This window comes from Undibacter mobilis (assembly GCF_003367195.1).
Lineage (GTDB): Bacteria > Pseudomonadota > Alphaproteobacteria > Rhizobiales > Xanthobacteraceae > Pseudolabrys > Pseudolabrys mobilis.
Genome location: NZ_QRGO01000001.1, coordinates 1,582,781 through 1,607,299 on the forward strand (window position 1 = coordinate 1,582,781; position 24,519 = coordinate 1,607,299).

At 63.8% G+C, this 24,519-nt stretch carries 22 protein-coding genes; 7 read left to right on the top strand and 15 right to left on the bottom strand.

Features of this window, described 5'->3' with window-relative positions:
• Positions 1-118: 118 nt before the first annotated feature.
• Positions 119-1,291, bottom strand: coding sequence for a glycosyltransferase (locus DXH78_RS07485; protein ID WP_245416760.1), 1,173 nt, complete (start codon positions 1,289-1,291; stop codon positions 119-121).
• A gap of 102 nt (positions 1,292-1,393) precedes the next feature.
• Between DXH78_RS07485 and DXH78_RS07490 the strand changes: the two genes are divergently transcribed.
• From DXH78_RS07490 to DXH78_RS07505, 4 genes are read left to right on the top strand one after another with little or no spacing between them, the layout of a single operon-like run.
• A complete protein-coding gene (locus DXH78_RS07490; protein ID WP_115516455.1) occupies positions 1,394-1,984 on the top strand; it encodes a helix-turn-helix domain-containing protein in 591 nt (196 codons plus the stop codon).
• Positions 1,985-2,006: 22 nt separating this feature from the next.
• Positions 2,007-2,528, top strand: a complete 522-nt coding sequence (locus tag DXH78_RS07495; protein WP_115516456.1) for a GNAT family N-acetyltransferase — start codon at positions 2,007-2,009, stop codon at positions 2,526-2,528.
• Positions 2,529-2,585: 57 nt separating this feature from the next.
• Entirely contained in the window at positions 2,586-4,097 is a 1,512-nt protein-coding gene (locus DXH78_RS07500) for a glycosyltransferase family 39 protein (protein ID WP_115516457.1), read from the top strand.
• Positions 4,098-4,128: 31 nt separating this feature from the next.
• A complete protein-coding gene (locus tag DXH78_RS07505) occupies positions 4,129-5,358 on the top strand; it encodes a glycosyltransferase 87 family protein (protein ID WP_115516458.1) in 1,230 nt (409 codons plus the stop codon).
• A 146-nt stretch (positions 5,359-5,504) separates the two neighbouring features.
• Here DXH78_RS07505 and ahcY read toward each other — a convergent pair whose 3' ends face one another.
• The 6 genes from ahcY to DXH78_RS07535 form a co-directional block, all read right to left on the bottom strand.
• Positions 5,505-6,917 (bottom strand): adenosylhomocysteinase, encoded by a 1,413-nt coding sequence (gene ahcY / locus DXH78_RS07510; RefSeq protein ID WP_115516459.1) that lies wholly within the window; start codon positions 6,915-6,917, stop codon positions 5,505-5,507.
• Between the two features lie 408 nt (positions 6,918-7,325).
• The gene (locus DXH78_RS07515; RefSeq protein ID WP_115516460.1) at positions 7,326-7,637 is read right to left on the bottom strand and encodes an HPr family phosphocarrier protein; all 312 of its coding nucleotides are present in this window, start codon (positions 7,635-7,637) and stop codon (positions 7,326-7,328) included.
• The gene (locus tag DXH78_RS07520) at positions 7,634-8,035 is read right to left on the bottom strand and encodes a PTS sugar transporter subunit IIA (RefSeq protein WP_115516461.1); all 402 of its coding nucleotides are present in this window, start codon (positions 8,033-8,035) and stop codon (positions 7,634-7,636) included. The genes DXH78_RS07515 and DXH78_RS07520 overlap by 4 nt, the downstream gene beginning before the upstream one ends.
• 256 nt (positions 8,036-8,291) lie before the next feature.
• Positions 8,292-8,744, bottom strand: a complete 453-nt coding sequence (locus DXH78_RS07525) for an HPr kinase/phosphorylase (protein ID WP_168192731.1) — start codon at positions 8,742-8,744, stop codon at positions 8,292-8,294.
• 83 nt (positions 8,745-8,827) lie between these two features.
• Entirely contained in the window at positions 8,828-10,642 is a 1,815-nt protein-coding gene (locus DXH78_RS07530) for a sensor histidine kinase (RefSeq protein ID WP_245416761.1), read from the bottom strand.
• 160 nt (positions 10,643-10,802) lie between these two features.
• A complete protein-coding gene (locus tag DXH78_RS07535) occupies positions 10,803-11,501 on the bottom strand; it encodes a response regulator transcription factor (protein WP_115516462.1) in 699 nt (232 codons plus the stop codon).
• A 155-nt stretch (positions 11,502-11,656) separates the two neighbouring features.
• On the opposite strand from DXH78_RS07535, the gene DXH78_RS07540 reads away from it, so the two are divergent.
• Complete coding sequence (locus DXH78_RS07540; RefSeq protein ID WP_210209518.1) at positions 11,657-12,451, top strand: HugZ family pyridoxamine 5'-phosphate oxidase; 795 nt, start codon at positions 11,657-11,659, stop codon at positions 12,449-12,451.
• A 258-nt stretch (positions 12,452-12,709) separates the two neighbouring features.
• Positions 12,710-14,332 (top strand): phosphoenolpyruvate carboxykinase, encoded by a 1,623-nt coding sequence (locus DXH78_RS07545; RefSeq protein ID WP_115516463.1) that lies wholly within the window; start codon positions 12,710-12,712, stop codon positions 14,330-14,332.
• A gap of 77 nt (positions 14,333-14,409) precedes the next feature.
• On the opposite strand, the gene DXH78_RS19800 is transcribed toward DXH78_RS07545, so the two are convergent.
• From DXH78_RS19800 to DXH78_RS07585, 7 genes are all read right to left on the bottom strand, one after another.
• Positions 14,410-14,583, bottom strand: a complete 174-nt coding sequence (locus DXH78_RS19800) for a hypothetical protein (protein WP_210209519.1) — start codon at positions 14,581-14,583, stop codon at positions 14,410-14,412.
• A 256-nt stretch (positions 14,584-14,839) separates the two neighbouring features.
• Positions 14,840-16,678 (bottom strand): Spy/CpxP family protein refolding chaperone, encoded by a 1,839-nt coding sequence (locus tag DXH78_RS07555; RefSeq protein WP_147292585.1) that lies wholly within the window; start codon positions 16,676-16,678, stop codon positions 14,840-14,842.
• A gap of 145 nt (positions 16,679-16,823) precedes the next feature.
• Positions 16,824-17,666: an urea carboxylase-associated family protein gene (locus tag DXH78_RS07565; protein ID WP_245416762.1), complete on the bottom strand. Its 843-nt coding sequence runs from the start codon at positions 17,664-17,666 to the stop codon at positions 16,824-16,826.
• Positions 17,667-17,676: 10 nt separating this feature from the next.
• Entirely contained in the window at positions 17,677-18,639 is a 963-nt protein-coding gene (locus DXH78_RS07570) for an alpha/beta hydrolase (protein ID WP_115516466.1), read from the bottom strand.
• 59 nt (positions 18,640-18,698) lie between these two features.
• Entirely contained in the window at positions 18,699-19,700 is a 1,002-nt protein-coding gene (locus DXH78_RS07575; protein ID WP_115516467.1) for a 4-hydroxyproline epimerase, read from the bottom strand.
• 89 nt (positions 19,701-19,789) lie between these two features.
• Positions 19,790-21,331 (bottom strand): lytic murein transglycosylase, encoded by a 1,542-nt coding sequence (locus DXH78_RS07580; protein ID WP_245416763.1) that lies wholly within the window; start codon positions 21,329-21,331, stop codon positions 19,790-19,792.
• A gap of 162 nt (positions 21,332-21,493) precedes the next feature.
• On the bottom strand, positions 21,494-22,261 hold the full coding sequence (locus tag DXH78_RS07585) for a DUF2865 domain-containing protein (RefSeq protein WP_168192732.1): 768 nt from the start codon (positions 22,259-22,261) through the stop codon (positions 21,494-21,496).
• Between the two features lie 184 nt (positions 22,262-22,445).
• On the opposite strand from DXH78_RS07585, the gene DXH78_RS07590 reads away from it, so the two are divergent.
• Entirely contained in the window at positions 22,446-23,876 is a 1,431-nt protein-coding gene (locus DXH78_RS07590; RefSeq protein WP_245416764.1) for a patatin-like phospholipase family protein, read from the top strand.
• 7 nt (positions 23,877-23,883) lie between these two features.
• Here DXH78_RS07590 and DXH78_RS07595 read toward each other — a convergent pair whose 3' ends face one another.
• Entirely contained in the window at positions 23,884-24,513 is a 630-nt protein-coding gene (locus tag DXH78_RS07595) for a LysE family translocator (RefSeq protein WP_115516469.1), read from the bottom strand.
• Positions 24,514-24,519 lie beyond the last annotated feature (6 nt).

Below are 24,519 nucleotides of genomic sequence, written 5' to 3' on the forward strand. Positions count from 1 at the left end.
GGCAATCCGGCCTCTAAACCCTGTCATTCCGGGGCTGCCCGAAGGGCAGAACCCGGAATCCAGAGGCGGGCGCTGAATTCCGCGTCCGGTCCTTCGGACCGTCCCAGAATGACGTCGATTACTGCGCCTTCCAGACCACCGCGGCGGAGACGGCGTAATTCCACACCGCACCCATCACCGCGCCACCCAGGCCTGCGATCCACCAGCTCGGCCCTCCGGAATAGAGCAGGCTGGCGATGCCGATATTGGAAATCGCGCCGACCGAGCAGATCAGTTCAAACTCGACCAGGCCCCGGAAAAAGGCCCAGCCGGTCAGCCGCTGGTCGCGGTAGGTGAAGGCGTTGTTGAAGACGTAGTTCCAGGCGATGGCGACCACGGTGGCGATGGTCTGCTGCAGACCGAAGCCGGGCACGCCGAGCGCGTGGAGCGCGGTGAGCATTGCCATGTGTGCGCCGATGCCGGTCGCTCCGACCAGGCAGAACAGCACGAAACGGTAGGAGATCGTGTCGTTGCTGAGCTTGGCCAGCAGCAGTTGCCCGAAATCGAGGGCGACGCGGGCATCGAGCTTGCTCTCGCCGGCGAGCCGCGCGCCGAACACGTAAGGCAGTTCTGTCACGCGCAGGACATCGCGGCCGGTGGCGGCGATGTCGAGCAGGATCTTGAAGCCCTGCGTCGACAGCTTCGGTGCCATGTCGTCGATCACGTCGCGGCGGAGCATGAAAAAGCCGCTCATCGGATCGGTCAGTTCGACCTTGAGCAGCTTGCGCGCCAGCGCCGTGGACCACTGGCTCGCCTTGGCACGGCCGGCAGAAAAGCCGGTATCCGTGGTGCCGTCGATGTAGCGCGAGGCGACGACCAGGTCGGTGTTGCCGTCGCGCAAGGTCGCGACCATCCGCGCCAGTACGGTCTCGTCATGCTGGCCGTCGGCATCCATCACCGCGACGAATTTCGCCTGCGAGGCCAGCATGCCCTCGATACAGGCTCCGGCGAGGCCGCGGCGGCCGACCCGGCGGATGCAGCGCACGCGGCGGTCCTGCGCGCCGATGGCGCGGGCCACGGCGCTGGTGCCGTCCGGCGAATTGTCGTCGACGATGATGACTTCCCAGTCGATGCCGGCGAGCGCCCGCGACAGGCGTTCGACCACCACCGGCACATTCCGGTGCTCGTTGAAGGTCGGCAGAATGACCGTGAGTTCAGGCGCGGCTTCAATCGCGGGCACCAGCGCCGGCGCATCGACTTGCGGCATGCGGGCGTGCTGAGCCGCCGTGTTTTCCAGAGTGTCCTGAGCCATCGGAGCCTTAAGCCTTTGCCGGTCGGCAGTGTGGTGGAGCGGCGTTAACAGCCGGTTCGCGCAAGGCTTGATTCCAATATAATAGAATTATAGGATCTGATCATGGAACAGGTCGACGACCGGACTGGTGAACTGGACCGTGCCATCGGCGCCCAGGTGCGGGCGTTGCGCTCGGCGCGCGGCCTGACTTTGGAGGCGCTGGCGGACAAGGCGGGAGTCAGCCGCGCCATGCTGTCGCGCATCGAGCGCGGCGAGTCGAACCCCACCGCGCAACTGCTCGGCCGTGTCTGCGCCGGGCTCGACGTCACTTTGTCGGCGCTCTTTGCGGAGACCGAGCGCGCGGCTTCGCCACTGTCACGCCGCGCCGATCAGTCGGTGTGGCGCGATCCCGGCAGCGGCTATGTGCGGCGCGTGGTCACGCCGCCGAATTGCGGTTCAGCCGCCGACATTGTCGATGTCGAGTTTCCGCCTGGTGCTTCGGTGACGATGGAATCATCGCGCAACCCTGCGATGGATCAGCAGATCGTGCTGCTCTCGGGCCGCATGGACATCACGGCCGGTGACACGACGCACCGCCTCGAGGCAGGCGACGGCCTGTACACGCCCCTTGGCCAGCCTGTTTCATTTCACAATCCGGGGACAAAGGCCGCGCATTACCTGGTCGTCGTCGCGCCTGGTGGGCCGCGTTATTGAAAGGCGAGGGCAGGGTGAGGACATGAGCGCGATCGTCATTCGTGAAATCGGTGCGGCGGAAGCGGAGCGGCGCATCGCCGAACTCGGAGCCATCCTGCGCGACGCGGTCGACGGCGGCGCCTCGGTGAATTTTCTCGCCGGCCTCACGCAAGCTGAAGCGGAAGCATTCTGGCGCGGGCAGCTGGCCGGCCTGGCCGACGGCAGCCGCCATCTCCTCGTTGCCGATGACGGCGAGAAACTGGTCGGCACCGTGGTGCTGACCCTGGCGCCGCAGCCGAACCAGCCGCACCGCGCCGATGTCGGCAAGATGCTGGTGCTGTCGTCGTTGCGGCGGCAGGGGCTGGGCTGCAGGTTGCTCGAGGCGGTCGAGGCGCTGGCGCGGGCCAAGGGTCGCACCCTGCTGATGCTCGACACGACGACCGGTTCGTCCGGCGATAGGTTATATCGGTGCCGTGGGTGGGTAGAGTACGGCATCGTCCCCGCCCACGCCCTGTCAACTCTCGGCATCCCGACCGCGACGTCGTTTTTCTATAAGCAGATGTGAAGGCTGTGGGCGCTGCGGGGCGTGACGCCCGCTGCGGGGCGTGGCATAGGCAGGCCTATGCTCCGACTGATCCATCTCTTCAAGAACCTGCGCGCTTCGGTCGCCGATCCGGCCAATGCCAATGTGACGGTGTTCTTTGCACTGATCGCCTATGCCGCGGTGTGGACTGCCTATGGCGTCATCACCAAAGGGCCGGCCGGCTTCCACCCCGACATGACTGAGATTATCGCGTGGTCACGCGATTTCGACTTCGGCACTGTCAAGCATCCACCACTGGCGGCCTGGCTGGTGCGCGGCTGGTTCGAGGTCTTCCCGGTCGCCAACTGGTCCTATTATCTGCTGGCGATGTTGATGCCGGCTATTACGCTGTGGGTCATCTGGCTCATCTCGGCCGAATATCTGCCGTTGGAGAAGCGCGTCGCCGGCGTCGCGATCATGACGCTGATCCCGTTCTTTTCCTTTCACGCGCTGAAGTTCAATGTGAACACGGTGCTGATGCCGCTGTGGGCACTCACCACATTTTTCTTCCTGCGTTCCTACACGACGCGCAGCCCGCGCGCTGCGGCCTTTGCCGGCATTTTTGCCGCCGCCGCCATGCTGGGCAAATACTGGTCGATCTTCCTCATCGCCGGCCTGATCATCGCCGCGCTCGCCAGCCGGCGGCGTAGCGTTTATTTCCGCTCGGCGGCGCCGTGGGTCACCGTGATGGTCGGCGCGGCGCTGATCGCGCCACACTTCATCTGGCTCGTCGAGCACGACTTCATCACGTTCAAATACGCCTCTGCCGTGCATGAAGCGAAATCGTTCTCTGCGACGATCATCGCCGCGATCGGCTATCTCGCCGGCTCGTTCGGCTATGTCGCGCTGCCGGCGATCATTGTGTTCGTGGTGGCGCGTGTGAAGGTCACAACTTTGCGCGACATGGCCTGGCCGCAGGACGATGACCGTCGGCTGGTGGCGCTGGCGTTCTGGGGACCGCTTCTGCTGCCGGTTGTGGGTGCGTTGCTGGCGCGGATGGAAATCACGTCGCTGTGGTCGATGTCGGCCTGGACCTTGCTGCCGATCCTGCTGCTGTCGTCGAAAGACGTCACCTGGCGTTCGGTCGATAGCGAACGCGTTGCCGCATTTGCGGCTGGGCTGCCGCTCCTTCTCCTGCTGGCCGCACCGTTCATCGCAGCGCAGAGCCTGCCTAAAGGTCCGCCGACCGCCGCGGTGCAGGCACCGCTGCTGGCCCGCGAGGTCGAGCGGCTGTGGCACCAGATGGTGCCGTTTCCGCTGCGCTATGTCGGTGGCGATGGCGACATCGTGCTGCCGGTAACGGCTTATGCTGCCGATCGCCCGCGCGCGCTCGTTCCGGGCTTCATTCTGCCGCCAGATCCGATGGCGTTGCGGCATGCCGGCATGGTGCAACTGTGCTTCTCCGGGGACGAAGCTTGTCTGGCCCGCGCCAAGGCCGAGATCGGCGGTGCGCCGTTCCAGACCAACCAGACCACCATCGTACAGACGCCGGGCCGGCCTGGCGCCGAGCCGCGACGTTATACGATCATGGTGGTACCGCCGCGGTCGTGATATGCGCTTGCGCTGAAGAGAGGGCAGGGCCTTGGACAGCAAGAGCAGGACCGCGAGCTTTTTTAGCTATGAGAATCTGTTGCGCATCGAGGATCGCATTGCTGCGACCTTCTTGCGCTATCCGTGGATCGGTTGGGGCCTCTGGATCGCCTTCCTGATCGCGACGCTGCTGCGCACGCATCCGCGCCGCTTCGGCTCGACCTTCCAGGCTTATCTGAACGCGGCGCACAGCTTCTGGAGCGGCGGGCCGGTCTACGATATGTCGACGCTCGGCGAGTATCTGTACTGGCCGGTGTCGCTATTGGTGCTCGGCCCCTTGCCGATGTTCTCGCCTGTGGTCGCTGCGGCGATTGCGGCCGCTGTTTCGGCCGCGCTGCTGACCTGGGCGGCGGTGGCGATGATGCGGTTGCTGCTGCCGGAGCAGAGCCGCGGCGACGTCATCAATCTCGCCGGCATCCTGCTCACACTCAATATTCCGAACGCCTGGTTTAACCTGAAATATGTGCAGGCGCAGGTCGGCATGACCGCTTTCATGATGCTGGCGGCGGTCGCGATCGCCAAACGTCAGTGGATTATGGCCTCGCTGTGGCTGTTCTTCAGCGTCGTCATCAAGCCTTTGTCGCTGGTGATGCTGCTGCTGTGCGGCGCGACCCAGCCGAAAATGCGGCTGTGGCTGATACTGGCGCTGGCCGCGGCACTGGCATTGCCGTTCGCCTTCGGCCATCCGGCCTATGTGGCCGAGCAATATCGCCTCTGGATCGTCAAGCTGCAGCAGCTCACCACGGTGGAGCCGGGGCAGTGGCTCTATCAAGCCGACTTCGCCACCATGCTAGATACATTCGGCATCGTGCTGCCGCATGGCGTGCAGACTGTGATCCGGCTTGCCGCTGCGCTCGGCTTCCTGGCGCTGGTGTGGCGCATCGCGCGTTATGGCAACATCGTCGTCTTCGCCGTGGCGGTGACGCTTTACGCCGCCTGCTACATCAACCTGTTCGGACCGCGCAACGAGTTCCTGTCGTTCCTGGTGCTGACACCGACGCTCGCCGGCCTCGCGCTGATGCTACTGAAGCGCAACGCACACGACCAGCGCGCCTGGTTGCTCATCGTGGCGGTGCTCGTCATCGCCTTCCACGGCGCGCTCGAGGTCGATCGCGTGGTCAAGCCGTTCCTTGCCTTCATCGTGCTTGGCTGGATGATCTGGATGACCGTCGACATGCGGCGCTGGGTGGATCTGCTGGGGCCGACGGCGGTTGGCAAGTAGGAAGGCTAAAAACTTGTCCCGGGAACAGTGCATCATGAAATGATGCGCTGCTGACCCGGGACTGTAGCGAAGCTCGGACTATTTAGTGGTTCCGGATCTACGGTGCATCGCAAAGCGCGCTGCACCGTGTCCGGGTTAGGCCATCATCAGTAGCGATAGTGCTCGGCCTTGTACGGGCCTTCCGGTTTGACGCCGATATAATCCGCCTGATCCTTCTTCAGCTCCGTGAGCTTGACGCCGATCTTGGCGAGATGCAGGCGCGCCACCTTCTCGTCGAGCGACTTTGGCAGCACGTAAACTTCCTTCTTGTACTTGCCGTCCTTGTTGTTGGCGTAGAGTTCGATCTGCGCCAAAGTCTGGTTGGTGAACGAAGCCGACATCACGAAGCTCGGGTGACCCATGGCGTTGCCGAGGTTCACCAGGCGGCCTTCCGACAGCATGATGATGCGGTGGCCGTCGGGGAAGGTGATTTCGTCGACCTGCGGCTTGATGTTGTTCCACTTCAGGTTCTTGAGCGCGCCGACCTGAATCTCGTTATCGAAGTGGCCGATGTTACAGACGATGGCACGGTCCTTCATCGCCCGCATGTGGTCGAGCGTGATAATGTCCTTGTTGCCGGTTGCGGTGACGAAAATGTCAGCGATCGGGGCGGCGTCTTCCATGGTCACGACCTGATAGCCTTCCATCGCCGCCTGCAGCGCGCAGATCGGGTCGATTTCCGAGACCATGACGCGGCAGCCGGCCTGGCGCAGCGAAGCGGCCGAACCCTTGCCGACGTCGCCGAAGCCGGCGACCATCGCCACCTTGCCCGACATCATCACGTCGGTGCCGCGGCGGATGCCGTCGACCAGCGATTCACGGCAGCCATAGAGGTTGTCGAATTTCGACTTGGTCACCGAGTCGTTGACGTTGATGGCGGGCCACAGCAGCGTGCCGGCCTTCTGCATCTCGTAAAGACGATGCACACCGGTGGTGGTCTCTTCCGAGACACCCTTGATGCTCTTGGCCATCTCGGCGAAGTAGCCCTTCGGCTTTTCCTTGAGCTGCTTCTTGAGCAGCTTGAAGAAGATCACTTCTTCGTCGGAGCCCGGCTTGTCGAGGAAGGCGGTGTCGCCATTTTCGGCGCGCAGGCCGAGATGGACGTACATGGTGGCGTCGCCGCCGTCATCGAGGATCATGTTCGGGAAGCCGCCGCCGTGCCAGTCGAACATGCGGGCGGTGTAGTCCCAGTATTCCTCGAGGCTTTCGCCCTTGACGGCGAACACCGGCACGCCGGCTGCGGCGATCGCGGCGGCGGCGTGATCCTGAGTCGAATAGATGTTGCACGACACCCAGCGCACGTCGGCGCCGAGCGCGACCAACGTCTCGATCAGCACGCCGGTCTGAATCGTCATGTGTAGCGAGCCGGCGATGCGGGCTCCTTTAAGCGGCTGCTTTGGGCCGTATTCCTCGCGGGTCGCCATCAGGCCGGGCATTTCGGTTTCGGCGAGCGAGAGCTCCTTGCGGCCGAAGTCGGCGAGACCGATGTCTTTAACGACGTATTCCTTGGCGACGGGCATGCACGATCCTTTTTGCGGCGTTTTTCAAGGTGTGGAGAATGGTGTGCCTATAACAGGCTAAGTTGGCGGCCGCAACGCAGATATAAAGATTTCTTTATGTCTGCGGTTGATGGGAAATAAAGTAGGTATCCATTTGCCGCGCAAAATCTGTATTTTGAGAGAATTCCACTGACAAATCGCAGTGTATGGTTTGTGCCTGTTAACGGAGAATGTTCCCCGACGATAAAGGGGGCCTTTCCCGCACCGATCGATTAGCTGCCGCGACCGTCCCGCAGGCCTTCCGCACTAGCTTCGGTCAATTCCATGTGTCGGTGTTAAACCTGCACTGCGACGGCAACTCGCTGATGATCTGAAGCGTGTCGGGCAGAGGCGGGCACTTGCTGCAGAAGAGGCGCCGGAAATCGGGGCCTACTCTTCTTCGCCGAAGCGGTCGGACACCAGGGCGCTGAGGTCGTCGATTGCAGCCTTGGCTTCCTTGCCGGTGGCCTTGATCGTGATGACCGAGCCGGGGCCGGCGGCGAGCATCATCAAACCCATGATCGAGGTGGCGCCGACGGTTTCGCCGCGGCAGGTGACGATGATGGCTGCGTCAAATTTTTCGGCATGCTGCACGAATTTGGCGGATGCCCTCGCGTGCAGACCCTTCTTGTTGACGATCTCGACATCGCGGCTGACGCCGGCGCCGTGCGGATCGGGGGCGTCGCTGCGCGGCAGCGTCATTTGCCGTTAAGCACGCGGCTGGCGATGGTGCAGTACTTGCGGCCGGCTTCTTGGGCGGCGGCCACCGCGTCTTCCAGCGGACAGGTCTCGCGGACCTTGGCCAGCTTGATCAGCATCGGCAGATTGATACCGGCCAGCACCTCGACCTTGGGCTGGCTCATGACCGATATGGCGAGGTTCGACGGGGTGCCGCCGAACATATCGGTCAAAATGGCGACGCCTTCGCCGGAATCGACGCGTTTGACCGCATCGAGAATGTTCATGCGACATTGCTCGGCGTCATCGTCGGGGCCGATGGTGACAGCCTCGATCTGGGTTTGCGGACCCACGACATGCTCAAGCGCAGAGCGAAACTCAGTGGCGAGCCGCCCGTGGGTCACTAATACGAGGCCGATCATTCCGAACTCCTCGCGGGCGCCTTGTTGTTGTTGCGCCGCACGAATGGGGGCGCATTGAGGCGCATCCGAAGCCCCGTTGCAAGGGCTTGACTTGGTATATAGGCGTTCTGCTGCAACGCGGGAAGGCGATGTCAAAACACGCTCTATCTGGGGTTTCGGCCGCCGGAAACTACGCCCCGTACGGTTAATTTTCCTTAACGAAACGAGGGGCGACGAGGTACTCCAGCCCCCATTCCACGTCAATTCCCCCCTCCGGCTATCCCCGGAGGATCGGTTCTGACGTCATATAGGCAACGACGAGGGGTATTGGGTCGGTTTCCGGTGCGACGGCAAGCCGCGGCAAATCCACACCAGAAACGACAGTTTGAGCGGATTCCCGGGGTGGCAGCCGCTCGGCGTCGGCCGCACCGAGGTCGACGACCAGCCCAACGGCCGCCACGGGCTCATAGGGGAGCCGGCGGATGCCGAGGCCGCGCACTTCGATCAGGCCCGCCAGCGCCGGCGCCGGTCGTACCAGCAGACGGCCATTGCGGGGCTCCAGGACGAGGCGGTCGTCGCCGACCAGGCGGGAGAACCGGACGAAACTCTGTGCCTGCGCCTGGATCAGCGCGAAGGCCAGCCGCGACTTGCCGGCACCAGAGGCCCCGCGGATCAGTACCGCGCGGGCCCCGATCAGGACTGCGGAAGCATGGGTGGTGGTCCCGCTCACGCTTCTCTCCAGCCTCGGCTCATCCCCGCAAAGGCGGGGGTCCAATCTGACCTGGCTAGCGGCGCGCCCCGGAATGACAAGTCCTACTTCCCCGGCAACCGCACAACGAAGCGTGCGCCAAGGATACGCGGTTCGTCCTCGCCGGTGTCGCGGTTTTTTTGCGTGCCGGAGCCGATGCGGTTCTCGGCGCGGATCGAGCCGCCGTGGGCTTCGACGATCTGTTTGGAGATCGACAGACCGAGCCCCGAATTCTGGCCAAAGCCCTGAGCCGGCCGGTCGGTGTAGAAGCGCTCGAATACCTTGTGCAGCGCGTCGGTCCGGATGCCGGGGCCGTCGTCATCGACGATGATCTCGATCTCGTTCTTCACCTTGCGGCAGGTCACGCGCACGGTGCCGCCTTCGGGCGAGAACGAGCGCGCATTGTCGATGAGGTTCGACACGACCTGGCCAAGACGCGAGTCATGGCCTGGAATTTTGAACTGAGACGGCTGACCGCCTTCGAAGGTGAGCGTCACTTTCACGTTGCCCGACCGGACCTCGTTGGAGGTCGAGACCAGGGCATCGAGCAGTTTGGCCATATCGACGGCAGCAACTTCCTGACGCTGCAGTTCGGCGTCGAGCCGGCTTGCGTCCGAGATGTCGGTGATCAGGCGGTTGAGCCGCTTGACGTCATGCTGGATGACTTCCAGCAGCCGCGCACGGTTGGCGTCGGTCTTTGCCATCGGCAAAGTTTCGACGGCGGACCGCAGCGACGTCAGTGGGTTTTTGAGTTCGTGCGACACATCGGCGGCGAAGCTTTCGATCGCCTCGATGCGGCTGTAGAGCGCGTTGGTCATATCGCGCAGCGCGCCGGACAGTTCCCCAATCTCGTCGCGGCGGCCGGTAAAATCAGGAATCTCGACGCGCGTCTTGATGCGCCGGCGCACGCGTTCGGCCGCATCGGCAAGGCGGCGCACCGGGCCGGCAATGGTGCCGGCGAGCAAGATCGACAGCACCACCATGACGGCGGCAGCGACCAGGAACACCTTGACGATGGCGAGGCGCTCGGCCTCGACCATATCGTCGATGTCGGCGCCTTGCGTCGACAGCATCAGTGCGCCGCGCACGGCGCGGAAGCGCTGCACCGGCACGGCGACCGAGACGATCACCTCGCCACGGTCGTTGACCCGCACTTCGCTGGCATGAAGGCCCGCAAGCGCCTGGCGCACTTCGTCATAACCTTTGCCGTTTTCGGGTCCGAGCTCGCGATACATCGGCAGATCGCCGCGGCCGAGCCAGCGGCGGATGGCGATGTAGCCACGCTCCATCAGGCCCGGCTCGACGGCCGTCGGCGAGGGCAGGTCGAAGCGCAAAACGTCGCCGCGGCCATAAAGATTGCGGCTGTCGAGGATGAGCACGCCGTCGCGGTCGTAAATGCGGGCGCGCGTTTTGGTCGGCGAGACGAGGCGGCGCAGCACCGGTGCGACGCGCTCGGGATTGATCGGGAACTCGATGCCCGACAGCGAATCTTCTGACGGGCCGTAGCTTTCGCCGGCCTGCAGTTCGAGCAGACGGTCGGGGTCGATGGTAACGGCGTCGCTTTCGACCGTGGCCGAGGCGGCGATGGCGCCGGCGATGATCTCGCTCTGCACGAGGAGACTTTGTACGCGCGCGTCGATCAGGCCAGCGCGGAATTGAGAGAGGTACATCACGCCGAACAACAGCGCGAACAGGCCGGCGAGGTTGAGGAAGACGATTCGGCGCGTGAGGCTGGAGAAGCTCAGCGTGACGAAGAATGCCCAGGCCGAATTCAGGAGACGGCGCGGGCTCCAGTCGCGTCGCGCCGATGCGGCCGGCATGTCGCCTTCGGTCGCTGCTTCAGCCTCGCGTGCCTGCTGCTCTGCGGTTCGATCGAGCACGTTGTTTGATCCAGGATCGTCGGCGCGCCCTGTCCCCGTTCGTCCCCTGCGAAAGCGGAGGACCCAGCTCTTCAATGTCGGCCCGGCTGGAGTCCCGCTTGCGCTGGAATGAACGGAAAATGTGGCGACCCGCGCAGTCTAGCGCAGGTCCGGTGCCGGATCATTCCTTGAAACGATAGCCGACGCCATACAGCGTTTCGATCATCTCGAAGTCGTCGTCGACGGACTTGAACTTCTTGCGCAGGCGCTTGATGTGGCTGTCGATGGTGCGGTCGTCGACATAGACTTGGTCGTCGTAAGCGGCGTCCATCAGCGCGTTGCGGCTCTTGACCACGCCGGGGCGGGTGGCGAGCGCCTGCAGGATGAGGAATTCGGTGACGGTGAGCGTCACCGGCTCGCCCTTCCAGGTGCAGGTGTGACGCTCCGGGTCCATGCGCAGCAGGCCGCGCTCAAGAACCTTGGTGGTGTCGATTTCCTTCGGCGCGGTGCCGTCCTTGGGCGTGGCGCGGCGCAGCACGGCCTTGACGCGCTCGACCAGCAGGCGCTGCGAAAACGGTTTGCGGATGAAGTCGTCCGCGCCCATCTTCAGGCCGAACAGCTCGTCGATTTCCTCGTCCTTGGAGGTGAGGAAGATGACGGGCACATCGGACTTCTGGCGCAGGCGGCGCAATGTCTCCATGCCATCCATCCGCGGCATCTTGATGTCGAGGATGGCGAGGTCCGGTGGCGAGGTCTTGAACCCGTCGATGGCGGAAGCGCCATCGGTATAGGTCATGATCCGATAGCCTTCGGCCTCGAGTGCCATGGACACCGAGGTCAGGATATTGCGGTCATCGTCCACGAGCGCGATGGTTGGCATGAATGCCCCTTCTGACGTGTCGTCCCGCGCGATTTGAAGCCTGCAAACGGGGTTCGAATTGTGGCCTCTTTGCAACAACTATGTGATTCTGGGCCGAATTCAAGGGTAATGGGCCGGAAAATGGCCCTGTTTTCAATGTGAGAGACAATACAGTCATGACCGAACGATTCGGCGTCCTTCCCGGTTCCATGCCCGACCGCTTGCCGGAGAACGCCGCCCCGCCGGCCGACTTCACGCCAGGACCGGCCGCGCGCGATCTCCTGCGCCGCATTCGGGCCGGCACGCTGGCGACTTTGGACCGCAACACCGGGCACCCTTTCGCCTCGCTGGTGAACATCGGAACCGACGCCGACGGCTCGCCGATTATCCTGATCTCCCGGCTCTCCACCCATACCGCCAACCTTGAGGCCGATGGCCGTGCTTCGATCATGCTGGCCGAGACCGGCAAGGGCGACGCGCTGGCTCACCCGCGGCTGACCGTGCTGGGACAATTTATCCTGGTACCGCGAGAGGCAGCGGACGAGGGGCGGCTGCGCCGGCGTTTTCTCGCGCATCATCCCAAATCACAACTATACGCCGGCTTTGCCGATTTCGCGTTCTGGCGCATGCAGGTGGTGTCGGCGCATCTCAATGGTGGCTTCGCCCGCGCTGCCGATCTGACAGCGTCCGATATTCTTACCGACATTGTGGAGGCCCAGGCGCTCATCGACGCCGAGGAAGGCGCGGTCGCACACATGAACGAGGATCACGGCGCGGCGCTCAATCTCTATGCCGTCAAATTCCTCGGCGCGCCGGACGGCGTCTGGCGCTGCACCGGCATCGACCCCGATGGCCTCGATCTGCAGAACGGCCCGCTGGCGTTGCGCTTGCCATTTCCACAACGCGTGGCCGACGCCGGCGCCCTGCGCATGATGCTCAAGCAACTCGCCGAGCAGGCGCGTGCCATGTGAGCGTTTTGCCGCTGTGCGTCATTGATCAGTCATCATATGACTCATCAAGGTTTTTGAAACCGGCGGCCCACCCGTGGCGTTAAGTCATTGATGCAGTGCAACGCCGGCCCTTTAATATGCATGGCATTTGATCTTGGCATTCACAGCGCTGATGACTATGGTCTCGCGCCTTACAAGGTCACTAGACGAAAGTCTTAAAGGGAATTCGGCCACAGCGGCCGCGGCGGCGTTTTCGGTTGCCGGATCGGGAGAGCAAGCGTGCAGGAAACGGGTGTACGGAACGCCGCATATGGCGCCGACAAATTCGGTTTCACCGGCCTCAAAGGCGTCAACTGGAACCTGACCGAACCCAAGCTCTACGAACACGCCCTCATGAATGGCGAAGCGCAGATCGTTGCCGGCGGTGCGCTGTGCGCCGAGACCGGCCACCACACCGGCCGCTCGCCCAAGGACAAGCACACCGTCGAGGACGATCTCACGCGCGACGTTTTGTGGTGGGACGGCAATCGCAAAATGTCGAAGGAAAACTTCGATAACTTGCTTGCTGATTTCCAGGCGCACTGCAAAGGCAAGACTCTGTTCGCGCAGGATCTGATCGGCGGCGCCGACCCGGCGCATTGCATCAAGGCGCGCGTATTCACCGAGCTGGCTTGGCACTCGCTGTTCATCCGCCAGCTTTTGATCCGCCCCGAGCGTTCGGCTCTTGCCAGCTACGTGCCGGAAATGACCATTGTCGATCTGCCGTCGTTCAAGCCGGACGCCAAACGTCACGGCGGCCGCGAAGGCTCCGACACCATGGTGGCGATCGACTTCACCCGGAAGATCGTGCTGATCGCCGGCAGTTCCTACGCTGGCGAAATGAAAAAGTCGGTGTTCACCACGCTCAATTTCTATCTGCCGGCCAAGAACGTGATGCCGATGCATTGCTCGGCCAATGTCTCGCACGACGGCAAAGAGAGCGCGCTGTTCTTCGGACTGTCCGGCACCGGCAAGACCACTTTGTCGGCGGACCCGAACCGCACCTTGATCGGCGACGATGAGACCGGCTGGAGCGAGAACGGCATCTTCAATTTCGAAGGCGGCTGCTACGCCAAGACCATCAAGCTCAGCCAGGAAGCCGAGCCGATGATCTGGGATGCCACCAACCGTTTCGGCTCGGTGCTCGAGAACGTCGTGTTCGATCCGGAGACGCGCGTGCCGGATTACGACGACGGCTCCAAGACCGAGAATACCCGTTCGGCCTATCCGCTCGATTTCATTCCGAACGCGTCGCGCACCGGCCGCGCCTCGCACCCGAAGAACATCATCTTCCTGACCGCGGACGCTTACGGCGTGATGCCGCCGGTCGCCAAGCTGACGCCCGAGCAGGCGATGTATCACTTCCTGTCCGGCTACACCGCCAAGGTCGCCGGCACCGAGAAGGGCCTCGTCGGCGTGCAGCCGGAATTCTCGACCTGCTTCGGCTCGCCGTTCCTGCCGCGTCACCCGTCGGTCTATGCCGACCTGCTCAAGGAATACATCAACAAGCACAAGGTCGATGTCTGGCTGGTGAATTCAGGATGGACCGGCGGCATTTACGGCGTCGGTCGCCGGATGCCGATCAAGGCGACGCGCACCTTGGTGACCGCGGCGCTCAACGGCTCGCTCAAAAACGCCGACTTTCGCACCGATCCGTATTTCGGCTTCTCGGTGCCGACCTCGGTGCCGGGTGTCGAGCCGCATCTGCTCAATCCGTTCAAGACCTGGAAGGACAAGTCCGCGTTCGATAAGACTGCGCGGGAGCTGGTCGGCATGTTCCAGAAGAACTTCGAGAAGTACGAGAAGCATGTCTCGCCGGACATCCGCGCCGCGGCGCCGGAAGTGAAGATTGCGGCGGAGTGAGTGCCTTCAATTGGTGAATTGGAAAGGGCGGCCGATAAGACCGCCCTTTTTCATGTATTCTCGCGCATGCTTGGACTTTAAAGCGCGGCCTGGCTGACTGCGCGGCGGTACACATGCGTTGTCCGCTGGTGGCGAACCAATGACAGGGTCCGCGCCGTTTCCTGGCGTAGCGCCTGGAGTGATTCATCGAGAGCGATCCGCAAGGCATGGTCGCGGGCGGCGACGCCTGCCGCGCTTTCGACGCGTTCCATGAGGATGTCCCGGCGGGCCAGGTTCGGCGCAGAACTGCGGGGCTGGGAAGCGGGCATGGATGCTCTCTGACCGTGGTCGGAAAGCAAATGTGGAATCGGTATGGTTAATAAACTCTATAGAGGTCGGCCGCCCTCTTGTTTATCTGCCTCATGGTGAGGAGCGCGCCGAAAGGCGCGCGTCTCGAACCATGTGGCAGCCTCATCCGTCAAGGCACCCTTGGTTTGCTCGGGCTTCTCAGGATGATGGTCGAAGACGTTACTGCGCCGCCTGTCCCACAGTGAGGTCGCGGCCCATACGATTGAAGCGCGCTTTCTGTTCCGCAGTCAGCCCGGCGTAGAAATCGCCGAGCGGCTGCTTCACCGTGTTGGCGGCCTCGACCATCGCTTTCAGTCGCGTCTCGATCGCTTCGAGACGGCCGGGAGGCGTTAGCGGCGTTTCGCTCGGGCAGGCGGCCTGCAAGATGCCGACCGCCTTCACCGTCGCCTCGCTGAGACGATCAAGCGAAGCCTGCTGCTGTTCGGTCGGCTTCACCGCATCCTCGATCTGCTCGATTGGCAAATTGGTGAGGCCGGCTTTGTTCTCGCCGCATTTCTTCGCATCGGCCGGCAATGCCTCCTGCGCCTCGGCATTGCTGACGACATTCTTGCCGGGGCCGATGGCGTTGAAGCGTTCCTTCTGCTCGTCGTTGAGCGCTTCATAGAACGTTGTCAGAGGCGGACGCACGGTTTCGACGGCCTGCAAGGTGGCGTCGAGCCGCGCCGTCATCGAGGCGAGGCGGCCGGGCGGTGTCAGCGGATAGGCGTTCTCCGATGGACATGTCTGCTTGAACACATCGGCAGCCCGTTTGCCGGCATTCTGCACGTCATTGAGCAAAGCCTTCTGATCGCCGTTGAGACCGACCTTGGTTTCGATCTCGGCGATCGGCCAGGCAGTGATGCCATTGCCCGGCTGCTGGCAGAGAGTCTGCACGGACTTGTAAGTCAGCGGCTGCGTTGTACGCGGCGCGCTTTCGAATGCGCCGACATAGTCGGCCGGCGGACCGTATTCGCCGTAATAGACGCCATCGAAGAAGTCGTCATAGGCGTAGTACCAGTAACCCTCGTCATAGCCGGACGGGAAGAACGTGTACTCGAAGATGTCCGAATAGGCGTAAGGCCAGAACACGGGGCCGAACCAGGCGACGAAATTGGCGCGGTGGCCGCTGCGCCAGGCCTGACGGGCGCCGATACGTTGCCAGCGAGTCGCGTTTGCGCGGACATTCACGTTCACATTCATATTTGCGGCTGCATTGGCCCGGCTTGCAGCGAAGGCGCCGGCGAAGCGGCCCTGACGCGAGGCCTGAGGCGTGATGCGCGGTTGACCGTTGCGGCGCAGTTGCGGTTGCGCTGTCGCCGCCGCGGCGTTGACACGCGCATTCGGCTGCGCCGCCTGTTGCGGCGTCAACCCCTGCTGACGCTGGAGGGCGCGCTGCTGTCGCGCCTGCTCGAACTGCTGACGTCGCTCCACCCGTTGCGCCGGAGGCAGATTACGCAGCACGCGTTGTTCGCGGCGTCGCTCGAACTGCTCCTGACGCGCGGTCGCACGCTGTTGCGCGGCGGTCGGCGGCACGGCGCGCTGAACGGCAATATTGGGCGGCGTTTGATTGCGCTGAGCCTGGTTCGGCTGTGGCGGGAGAGTGGGTCGTTGCGGACGCGCCGACTGTTGCGGAATCCCGCGCAGCTGCGGCCGGACGGCGCGTTCCGGCGCGACGCGAGCGGGCGCCTGCGGTCTGACGATGTTCGGAGCCGGACGATGTGCGGGCGGCTGTGGCCGGGAGATCTGCGGTGGCGCTTGACGGATGACGGGCGGGTGTGGCCGCGCCATGGGCGGCGGTGCAGCGGGACGGATTGCTGCTGGCGGCGGGGCGGGACGAGCAGCCGGTGGCGGCGCCGGACGCACGGCGGGTGGTGGCGGTGCCGGGCGTGCGGCGGGCGCTGCGCCTGGTGGCTTCTTGCGGTTGTCGGTATCGGGTTGTTGGGCGAGGGCGGCCAGTGGCAAGGCGGCGATCACCAGCGCCAGCGCGGCTTTCGACAAAGTGCGGTGCGTCGTGGACATGAGCTGTACACTCCATCACGGGCAAAAGGTTCCGTGCTGGCGATTCAACGAATGAACTTGTTATTTCCCTTCGCGCGTACGCAAGAATATCGCGAATGTGATCGGCGATGAACCGTTATTCATTTTCGCGCCGCCCAAACGCGGGTCAGAGACCATGCGTACGCGGGTAGGCATTGCGCGGCGGCGATTGCCAGCCAAGCAGCGCGCTATTGGCGGGTTTGAAGACCTCAACCTTGAGCGGATAGCATCTGGCGACATCGCTCGAATGCTCAGCGCCGCAATCGCCGCCGGGGCAAGCGGACAGCGCAGCGAGCAAATCGATTTCGGCAAAGAACTCGATGAAGTCGCCGGGCCGCACCGGGCTCGCCTTCATGAAGTATTGGTGCGTGTCCCTGGTGAAGCCGGTACACATGAAGACATTGAGCACGTCGTGGACATGAATCTCGGCCTCGCGTACATCCATGCTGCGTGCTGACGCCAGCGCCCGCGTCAGGTTGGAATGGCAGCAATGGTGATAATCGCCGCCGGACAGTAGCCGGTGGGTATAGGGGTCACAACGCGTGCCGATGACATCGTGAACGCCGCCGCCGTCGGCATCAAAACCGTACCAGCCAAGCGTATCATGCGTGATGGTAGCGAGCGGACGCAGGTTCGGCAGCGTGCTCCATAACTGGTTGCCGGTGGTGACATGGGTGGCGTGCAGCGCACGCGTCTTGCCGCTGAAGAAGCGCTCCGACAGGTCGTGGGCGTTCCACAAATTAAGATCGCCCACCTGCGGGCCTTCGATCGAGGCGATGCGGAAGAAGTGCCCGGCCGGCACCTCGAAAGCTCGGGCATCGCGCGGCGGCACGATAGTTTCGGAGATCTTCATCAGACCATTGCGCGCCCGCGTCAGCATCGCCATGTCGGGCGACGGCAGCGTCTCGACCGGATAGCAGACGACCGCGGGCCGGGCGCGGCGTTGGGCGGCGTCGGCGGGTTCGGTCAAGCCACCCTCCTCAGGAATGCGCTGCCATGAAGGCGGTGATGTCGGCGATGGCGTCGAGCGACTTTGGCAACAGCTTCGGCCGCGAGACGAAACCGTGCATCTGGCCAGGGAAGTGCTTCACCGTGACGGCGACGCCCTCGGCTTTCAACCGCGTGGCATAGGCTTCGCCCTCATCATAAAGCGGGTCAAAGCCGGCGAGGATGACGAGCGCCGGGGGCAGGCCTTTCAGGCTTGGCGCCAACAATGGCGAGCAACGCCAGTCTCGGCGCTGCGCAATGCCTGGCACGTAGTGGTCGATGAAGTCACGCATCCCGCCATTGGTCAGAGCCACGCCTTTCTCGAAACGCTGATCATACGTAAAGGTCAGATCGGTTATCGGATAAGTCAGAATCTGCGCGCGTAACTTGACCTTCGCGTCGTCGCGTAAAGCAAGGGCAACAGTGGCGGCGAGATTGCCGCCGGCGCTGTCGCCGCCGACTGAGATGCGCGAGGGATCGACATTCAGCATCGTAGCATGGGCCGCAACCCATTGCGTTGCCGTGACCGCGTCGTCGAAGGCCGCGGGAAAGCGATGCTCGGGCGCAAGACGATAATCGACGCTGACCACGGCGCAGTTGGCGGCATTGGCCACCGCACGGCACAGCCAGTCATGGCTGTCGAGGTCGCCGATCACCCAGCCGCCGCCGTGAAAATAAACCTGCACCGGCAGGGCTTCGTCGGGGAAGGTGCGGACACCGCGATAGTAGCGCACCTGGAAGGTGCCGCCTTTGCCCGGCACGGCATACTCGCGCGTCATCGCCACATGCGGCAGGTCGGGCTGGTTGAATGGCCGCGCCCGGCGCATGCCTTCGCGCGCCATTTCCGGCGTCGGCGGCGTGGCCGGTGGCGGCGGCTGCAAGGCCATGTAGGCGCTGGATTCCGGATCCATGTCGCCAAGCGAAGCGCGGAACGTAAAGGTGGAAGCGGCAGTCATAAGAAATTCCCGATTGGTGTGATGCGGCGCCGAAGATGCGGCTTCGTCACGCGATTTGGTCAGGCGACCTGGAAGCCATGGGCGAGCGGATCGCGATCATCGACGAAAATGGTGTTGTGGCCGATGACCTGGGCCCAGCCGGCGATGCTGGGGCGGATGGCGCGATGATTGCCCACGGTGGCCTCGGATTCGACGCGGCAATCGAACATCGTGCCGATGATGCTTTCGTGGATGAAGTCCTGGCCGGGCTTCAGTTTCCCTTTGCCGGCGAGTTGCGCCATGCGCGCCGACGAGCCGGTGCCGCAGGGCGAGCGATCAATGGCTTTGTCGCCGTAGAACACGGCGTTGCGCGCATGGGCGCGGCCGTGGCGCGGCTTGTCGGTCCATTGCACATGGGTGACGTCGCGGATGCGCGCGTCTTCTGGGTGCACCGGCGCGACCTTGTCCTGTGCCGCCTTGCGCACCAAGGGCGAAAGACGCTGGATTTCGGTGACCGGCATGGTGTCGAGGCCGGGCCAGTTTTTTTGCGGCTCGATGATGGCGTAGTAGTTGCCGCCATAGGCGACGTCGAGCCTGATCGGGCCCAGTGTCGGCACGTCGATCTCGACATCGGTGGCGTGCAGATAGCTGGCGATGTTGAACAGCCGCACCTGATCGACGAAGCGGCCGTTTTGCGTGTACTCGATGGCGACCCGGCCGGCCGGCGCTTCGATGGCGAGCTTGCCCGGTTCGCGCGGCGTCACGAGGCCTTCTTCGATCGCGACCGTTACCGTGCCAATAGTGCCGTGGCCGCACATCGGCAGACAGCCGCTGACCTCGATGTACAGGACGCCTACATCGCAGTCGTCGCGCGTCGATGGGTACAGGATCGAGCCCGACATCACATCATGGCCGCGCGGCTCGAACATCAGCGCGCGTCGCACCCAGTCGTGATCGCGCAGGAAGATCTCGCGCTTCTCGATCATGGGCACATGAGGCAGCAGCGGTCCGCCGCCGGCGACGACGCGCACCGGATTGCCGCAGGTATGGGCGTCGATGCAAAAGAAGGTATTACGCGCCATCTGGAACTCCGGTCTGGCGCCGTCAGTCTATGCGCTGCGGCGCCCGGCTGTCTCGGCCGAAAAGCGCGTCTCGGGGGAGCGTTGCGTTATCAGCAACGGCGATATTCTCGGGCCTTTTCCGGCGACATGCGCAGGGTCAAGCAACCCTGCACGGTCCAGACGCGCACGGTAATCTTGTCGCGCAGCGGCGGGGCCACAGCGGTCGGCTGAGGGGCCGTGGTGGCGGCTCGACTCGGCTTGGTCCTCGGCGTCTCGGCTTCGGGCTGAACCGGCGGCGGCGCGACAGGAGCGGTAGACACCGGCGTCGGTGCGGCGGAGCGTGGCGTTGCAGCCTTGGTCTCGGTCCCGGGCTGCCGGGCGAGCGGGGCGACGGCGACCGGGTTTTTCTCACTCTGCAGACGCGCGATCAGTTCGTCGGTCGGCCAGGAGTCGGCCGGCATTCCGTACTGCACCTGCATGGTGCGCACCGCCTTGCGCGTACCGGCGCCGAGACGGCCATCGACCTCGCCGACGTCGAAGCCTCGCTTCTGCAACTGGCGCTGCAATTCCATCATCTGCTCGGTGGTGATCGGCCGGATGTCCTTGGCGCCGGCTTCGTTCACTGGTGGTGCGCCGCCGAGGCGCGTGGCGAAGTAGGCGACCGTGGTGGCGTAGACGAAGGATGAATTCCAGTCGGTGAAGACGTGGAAGTTCTGGTAGGCGAGAAAAGCCGGGCCCTTGCGGCCCATCGGCAGGATCAGCGAGGCCGGCGCATTGTCACGCGGCAGCGCGGCGCCGTGCGCGGCCCTCACGCCCCAGGCGATCCATTGCGAGCGCGGATGCTGGGTGTCGAGATCAGCCTCCTGCCACGGCATTTCGTCCGGCAGGGAGACTTCCTGCAGCCACGGCTCGCCGCGGCGCCAGCCGATCGCGTGCAGATAGTTTGCGGCGGAGGCCAGCGTATCGGCCGTGCTGTTGACCAGATCGCGGTGGCCGTCGCCGTCGAAGTCGACGCCGTATTTGATGTAGTTCGAGGGCGTGAACTGCATGCCACCGAATTCGCCGGCCCAGTTGCCGGTCATCTGATCGACGGTCTTGTCGCCGCGCTGGATGATCTTGAGCGCGTCGATCAGTTCTTCGCGGAATTTGTCGCCACGCCGGCAGTCATAAGCGAGTGTGGTCAGGGCGGGCAGAATCTTGAACTTGCCGAACAGCGCGCCGTAGTCGCTCTCAAGGCCCCATACCGCGGTGATGACTTCCGGGGGCACGCCATAGGTCTTCTCGATGCGGCTGAACAGGGCGCGATGCTCCTGGATCTTCGCCAAGCCGTTCGGGATTCGCTTGCCTCCGAGCAGGCGGTTGGAAAACTGGATGAAGGTGAGCTGAAACACGCCCTGTCCGGAATCGCGCTTGATCACGGATTCATCGTAAGTGAGCTCAGGCGAGGCGGCGTTGAGCGTCTGCTGCGTAATGCCGTGGGCGAGCGCATCCTTCTTGAACTGCGCCAGCCATTTGCTGAAGTCGTGGGTGTTGACGCAGCGCGGTGCGGCCTGCGCCGTTCCGGTTGCGCCAAGGCCCGCCAGAGCAAAGCCGGCTACCAGTGCCAGCGCCGTTCGCCGCATCATTGCTCGTCCGCCGTCGTTGATCGCCATCAGGCCCCGAATCTTCCCATATGGCGGCCGAGGTCAAGGCCGCTCGGCAAACGGCGTTAAGGGCGATTCTTGTGCAAAAGATGGTGTGCGCCCGGTCAGAACGGGGTCAAATCGTTAATTCAGCAGCGTTGGACAGAAGGCCGCAGGCCGGCGTAGCGGCCGTTAGCGTCGCAGCGCGGGCGCTTCAGCCCGAGCATCGAGGGCGGCCTTCGGGATCGACGAGGTGATGTCGCCGGGTCTCGGTCTGGGCGAGGCGATTTTGGTGTCGCTCAACGTGTCGCGCATCGCCTTGGACAGGCCGTTGTAGTCCTGCACCGGGGTGAAGTTGGCCGCAACATTGCTGCGGTCAGCGCCTTTGCCCGTATAGGCGAGCAGGCCGGCTTCGGTGGCGACGATGTCGCCCGGCCGCAAGGTCGGATCGGTCCTGGCATCGATATGGGCAAGGCCGAACGGTGTGCGGCCGTTGCAGGTGCAGTTCGACGCCAGTTGCTTGCGATAGGCATAGGCGTTTGGCATGTCGGCGTAGCGGCTGCCGTCATTGGCGGTCGCATAATCGATGTCGCTGCCGACGAAGAGTTTGGTCTGGGTGGCCGGACAGAAGGAGTGGCAGGCTTCCGCCGCGCTCAGGCCGTTGTGCGACAGAACCGGGAAATAATGTCCGTCGCAGGAGCGCACGCAGAACGCCTTGGCCGGGCCGGCGTTTTCGCTGCGGATGCGCGTATCAGGGCTGGCGCCCAGGTGATCGATCAGGCTGGTGAAAGGATCGGACACGGCGGCGGCACCTGGGCCTTCGATGGCGCGGCTGATGCTGCCGAACAGCCGGTCGAAAAAGCCGGCGGACGCCGGTTGCGGCAGCGCCAACATGACAAGGGCCAGAATTCCGGCCGCAGCAACCGCCCGAAATGTCTGCTTTTTGCCGGCAAACGCCATAACGGACCCGCCTTCACCATGGTTCGAACGCCGCAACAACGCTTGATCGAGGCGAAAGTTGCGCGGCCCGGGTGGCTCCAGCCCGCTCCGCCACATAAGCGCGCCGTGGTAAAGGCACGGTTATCGGCCTGTTGAACCCGGGCCATGTGCGCTTTGGGTCCTATGCGCTATGGTATGTGGTTCAATGACAATGTCGGGCAAATCGGTGTCGAGTTCATTGCAGCGCAACGCCTCGTTTGCGATCGCCTGTGTGTTGGCGTCGTTGCTCGGCGGCTGCGCCAGCGTCCATAACCTGCCGCTGAACACGCCGACGTCGAGTCCAATGCCGGGCTTCATTCGCCCGGCCGGCGCCGCCGAAGCCATACCGGCGCGCAGGATCAGCGGCGATACCGTGGTCGGTCTAGCGTTCTCCGGTGGCGGCACGCGCGCTGCGGCCTTTGCCTATGGCGTGCTCGACCGCATGGCTAAATACCAGATTCCGCGAGAAGGGCCGCTGCTCGACCATATCGGGCTGGTGTCGGGTGTGTCGGGCGGCGCGATCATGGCGGCGTACTACGGCCTCAAGGGGCCGGCGGCGCTACACGACTTCCGTGCGCGCTATCTGACGCAGGATCTGATGGCGCAGCTCGATACCAGCTTCAGCCTCGGCAATATCGCGCGCGCGGTTGGCGGCGGCGTTAACACCGACAACAAGATGCGCGACTGGTTCAACACCAATCTCTTTCACGGCGCGACCTTCGCCGATCTTGCCGGACGCAGACCCGTGGCGCTCATCAACGCCACCGACATCTATAACCGCACGCCATTTCTGTTCTCGCCGCAGACTTTCGCCGCGGCCTGCAGTGACTTTGCGCAGTATCCGCTCGCTGCGGCAGTGGCGGCGTCTGCGGCGGTGCCGGGCGCCTTCGCACCGGTGGTGATCGAGGCCTATCCCGACCAATGCCAAACGCCATTGCCGGGCTGGGTCACGGCGGCCGCGGCCAATCCGCATGCCTCGCCGCTGCTGCAGGCCTATGCGCGCGGCCTGACCGACATCCGCAGCGGCCGGGTGAAATACGTCAAATTGTTCGATGGCGGCCTGATCGATAATTACGGCCTGTCTGGGATCACCATCATCCGCGCCGGGCAGCGCACGCCTTATGGTCCGTTGTCTCCGGAAGAGGCCATCAATATGCGGCGGATGATGTTTCTCGTCGTCGATGCGGGGCAGGGGCCGAAAGGCAACTGGTCGTCGACGTTGGAGGGGCCGGCGGGCAGGGAATTGGTTGGTGCCGTGGTTGACGTGCTGGTCGATGCCAATGCCAGGACCAGCTACACCGCCTTCGAAGAGACGATGAAGGCGTGGCGCGAGTCGATTGTGAAATGGCGCTGCGGGCTGAAAGCGAGCGAGGTCGCGCAATTGCGCGGCAGGAGCGGGCCCTGGAACTGCCGCGACCTCAAGTTCACCATTGCACGCGTTTCCTTCGATCAGCTTGGCGCTGAGCGCGCCCGGGTGCTGAATGCTGTGCCAACCAGCTTCACGCTGCCGGCCGACACCATCGACACGCTGACGCAGGCCGGCGGCGACGCGCTCGACGCCAACGCGGCGTTTCAGGGCTTCATACGGGATATGTAAGCGGAGATTATTTCCGCCCGTCGAGCGCCATGCGCAGAGCGAGGCCGCCAAGCATGGTGCCCATGATCCAGCGTTGCGCCAGCAGCCACTTCGGCCGCGCCATCAGGAAGGTCGCAATCGAGCCGGCGGCACAGGCGATCATCGAGTTGATGGTGATGCTGATGGCGATATGCACCGAGCCGAGCACCAGAGATTGCGTCAGAACGTTGCGCTCGGGGTCAATGAAGTTCGGCAGTAGTGCGAGATAAAAGATCGCCATCTTCGGATTGAGCAGGCTGGTTACCAGCCCGGTGAGAAACAGGCGGCGCGGCCGCGCCGGCGGCAACGAGCGTACCTGGAATGGCGACTTGCCGCCGGGGCGCAACGCCTCGAAGGCAAGCCAGCCGATATAGGCGGCGCCCGCGAGGCGCAGCACGTCATAGGCATAAGGCACGGCAAAGACGATCGCCGTCAGGCCGAAGGCCGCGCACAAGAGGAAGATGACGAACCCGACGGCAACGCCCGAGAAAGCGATCAGGCCGGCGAGGCGACCTTGCGTGATCGCGCGCGAGATCATGTAAATCATGTTCGGCCCCGGCGTCAGCACAACGGCGAAGGCGAGTGAGGCAAAGGCAATCAGGCTGGTGGTGGTCGGCATGGCTAT

Excerpts from the sequence above, each read along its gene's own strand:
- DXH78_RS07485 (WP_245416760.1), bottom strand. The coding sequence starts at position 1,291 with ATGGCTCAGGACACTCTGGAAAACACGGCGGCTCAGCACGCCCGCATG.
- DXH78_RS07490 (WP_115516455.1), top strand. The coding sequence starts at position 1,394 with ATGGAACAGGTCGACGACCGGACTGGTGAACTGGACCGTGCCATCGGC.
- DXH78_RS07495 (WP_115516456.1), top strand. The coding sequence starts at position 2,007 with ATGAGCGCGATCGTCATTCGTGAAATCGGTGCGGCGGAAGCGGAGCGG.
- DXH78_RS07500 (WP_115516457.1), top strand. The coding sequence starts at position 2,586 with ATGCTCCGACTGATCCATCTCTTCAAGAACCTGCGCGCTTCGGTCGCC.
- ahcY (WP_115516459.1), bottom strand. The coding sequence starts at position 6,917 with ATGCCCGTCGCCAAGGAATACGTCGTTAAAGACATCGGTCTCGCCGAC.
- DXH78_RS07515 (WP_115516460.1), bottom strand. The coding sequence starts at position 7,637 with ATGACGCTGCCGCGCAGCGACGCCCCCGATCCGCACGGCGCCGGCGTC.
- DXH78_RS07520 (WP_115516461.1), bottom strand. The coding sequence starts at position 8,035 with ATGATCGGCCTCGTATTAGTGACCCACGGGCGGCTCGCCACTGAGTTT.
- DXH78_RS07535 (WP_115516462.1), bottom strand. The coding sequence starts at position 11,501 with ATGCCAACCATCGCGCTCGTGGACGATGACCGCAATATCCTGACCTCG.
- DXH78_RS07540 (WP_210209518.1), top strand. The coding sequence starts at position 11,657 with ATGACCGAACGATTCGGCGTCCTTCCCGGTTCCATGCCCGACCGCTTG.
- DXH78_RS19800 (WP_210209519.1), bottom strand. The coding sequence starts at position 14,583 with ATGGAACGCGTCGAAAGCGCGGCAGGCGTCGCCGCCCGCGACCATGCC.
- DXH78_RS07555 (WP_147292585.1), bottom strand. The coding sequence starts at position 16,678 with ATGTCCACGACGCACCGCACTTTGTCGAAAGCCGCGCTGGCGCTGGTG.
- DXH78_RS07570 (WP_115516466.1), bottom strand. The coding sequence starts at position 18,639 with ATGACTGCCGCTTCCACCTTTACGTTCCGCGCTTCGCTTGGCGACATG.
- DXH78_RS07575 (WP_115516467.1), bottom strand. The coding sequence starts at position 19,700 with ATGGCGCGTAATACCTTCTTTTGCATCGACGCCCATACCTGCGGCAAT.
- DXH78_RS07580 (WP_245416763.1), bottom strand. The coding sequence starts at position 21,331 with ATGGCGATCAACGACGGCGGACGAGCAATGATGCGGCGAACGGCGCTG.
- DXH78_RS07585 (WP_168192732.1), bottom strand. The coding sequence starts at position 22,261 with ATGGCGTTTGCCGGCAAAAAGCAGACATTTCGGGCGGTTGCTGCGGCC.
- DXH78_RS07590 (WP_245416764.1), top strand. The coding sequence starts at position 22,446 with ATGACAATGTCGGGCAAATCGGTGTCGAGTTCATTGCAGCGCAACGCC.
- DXH78_RS07595 (WP_115516469.1), bottom strand. The coding sequence starts at position 24,513 with ATGCCGACCACCACCAGCCTGATTGCCTTTGCCTCACTCGCCTTCGCC.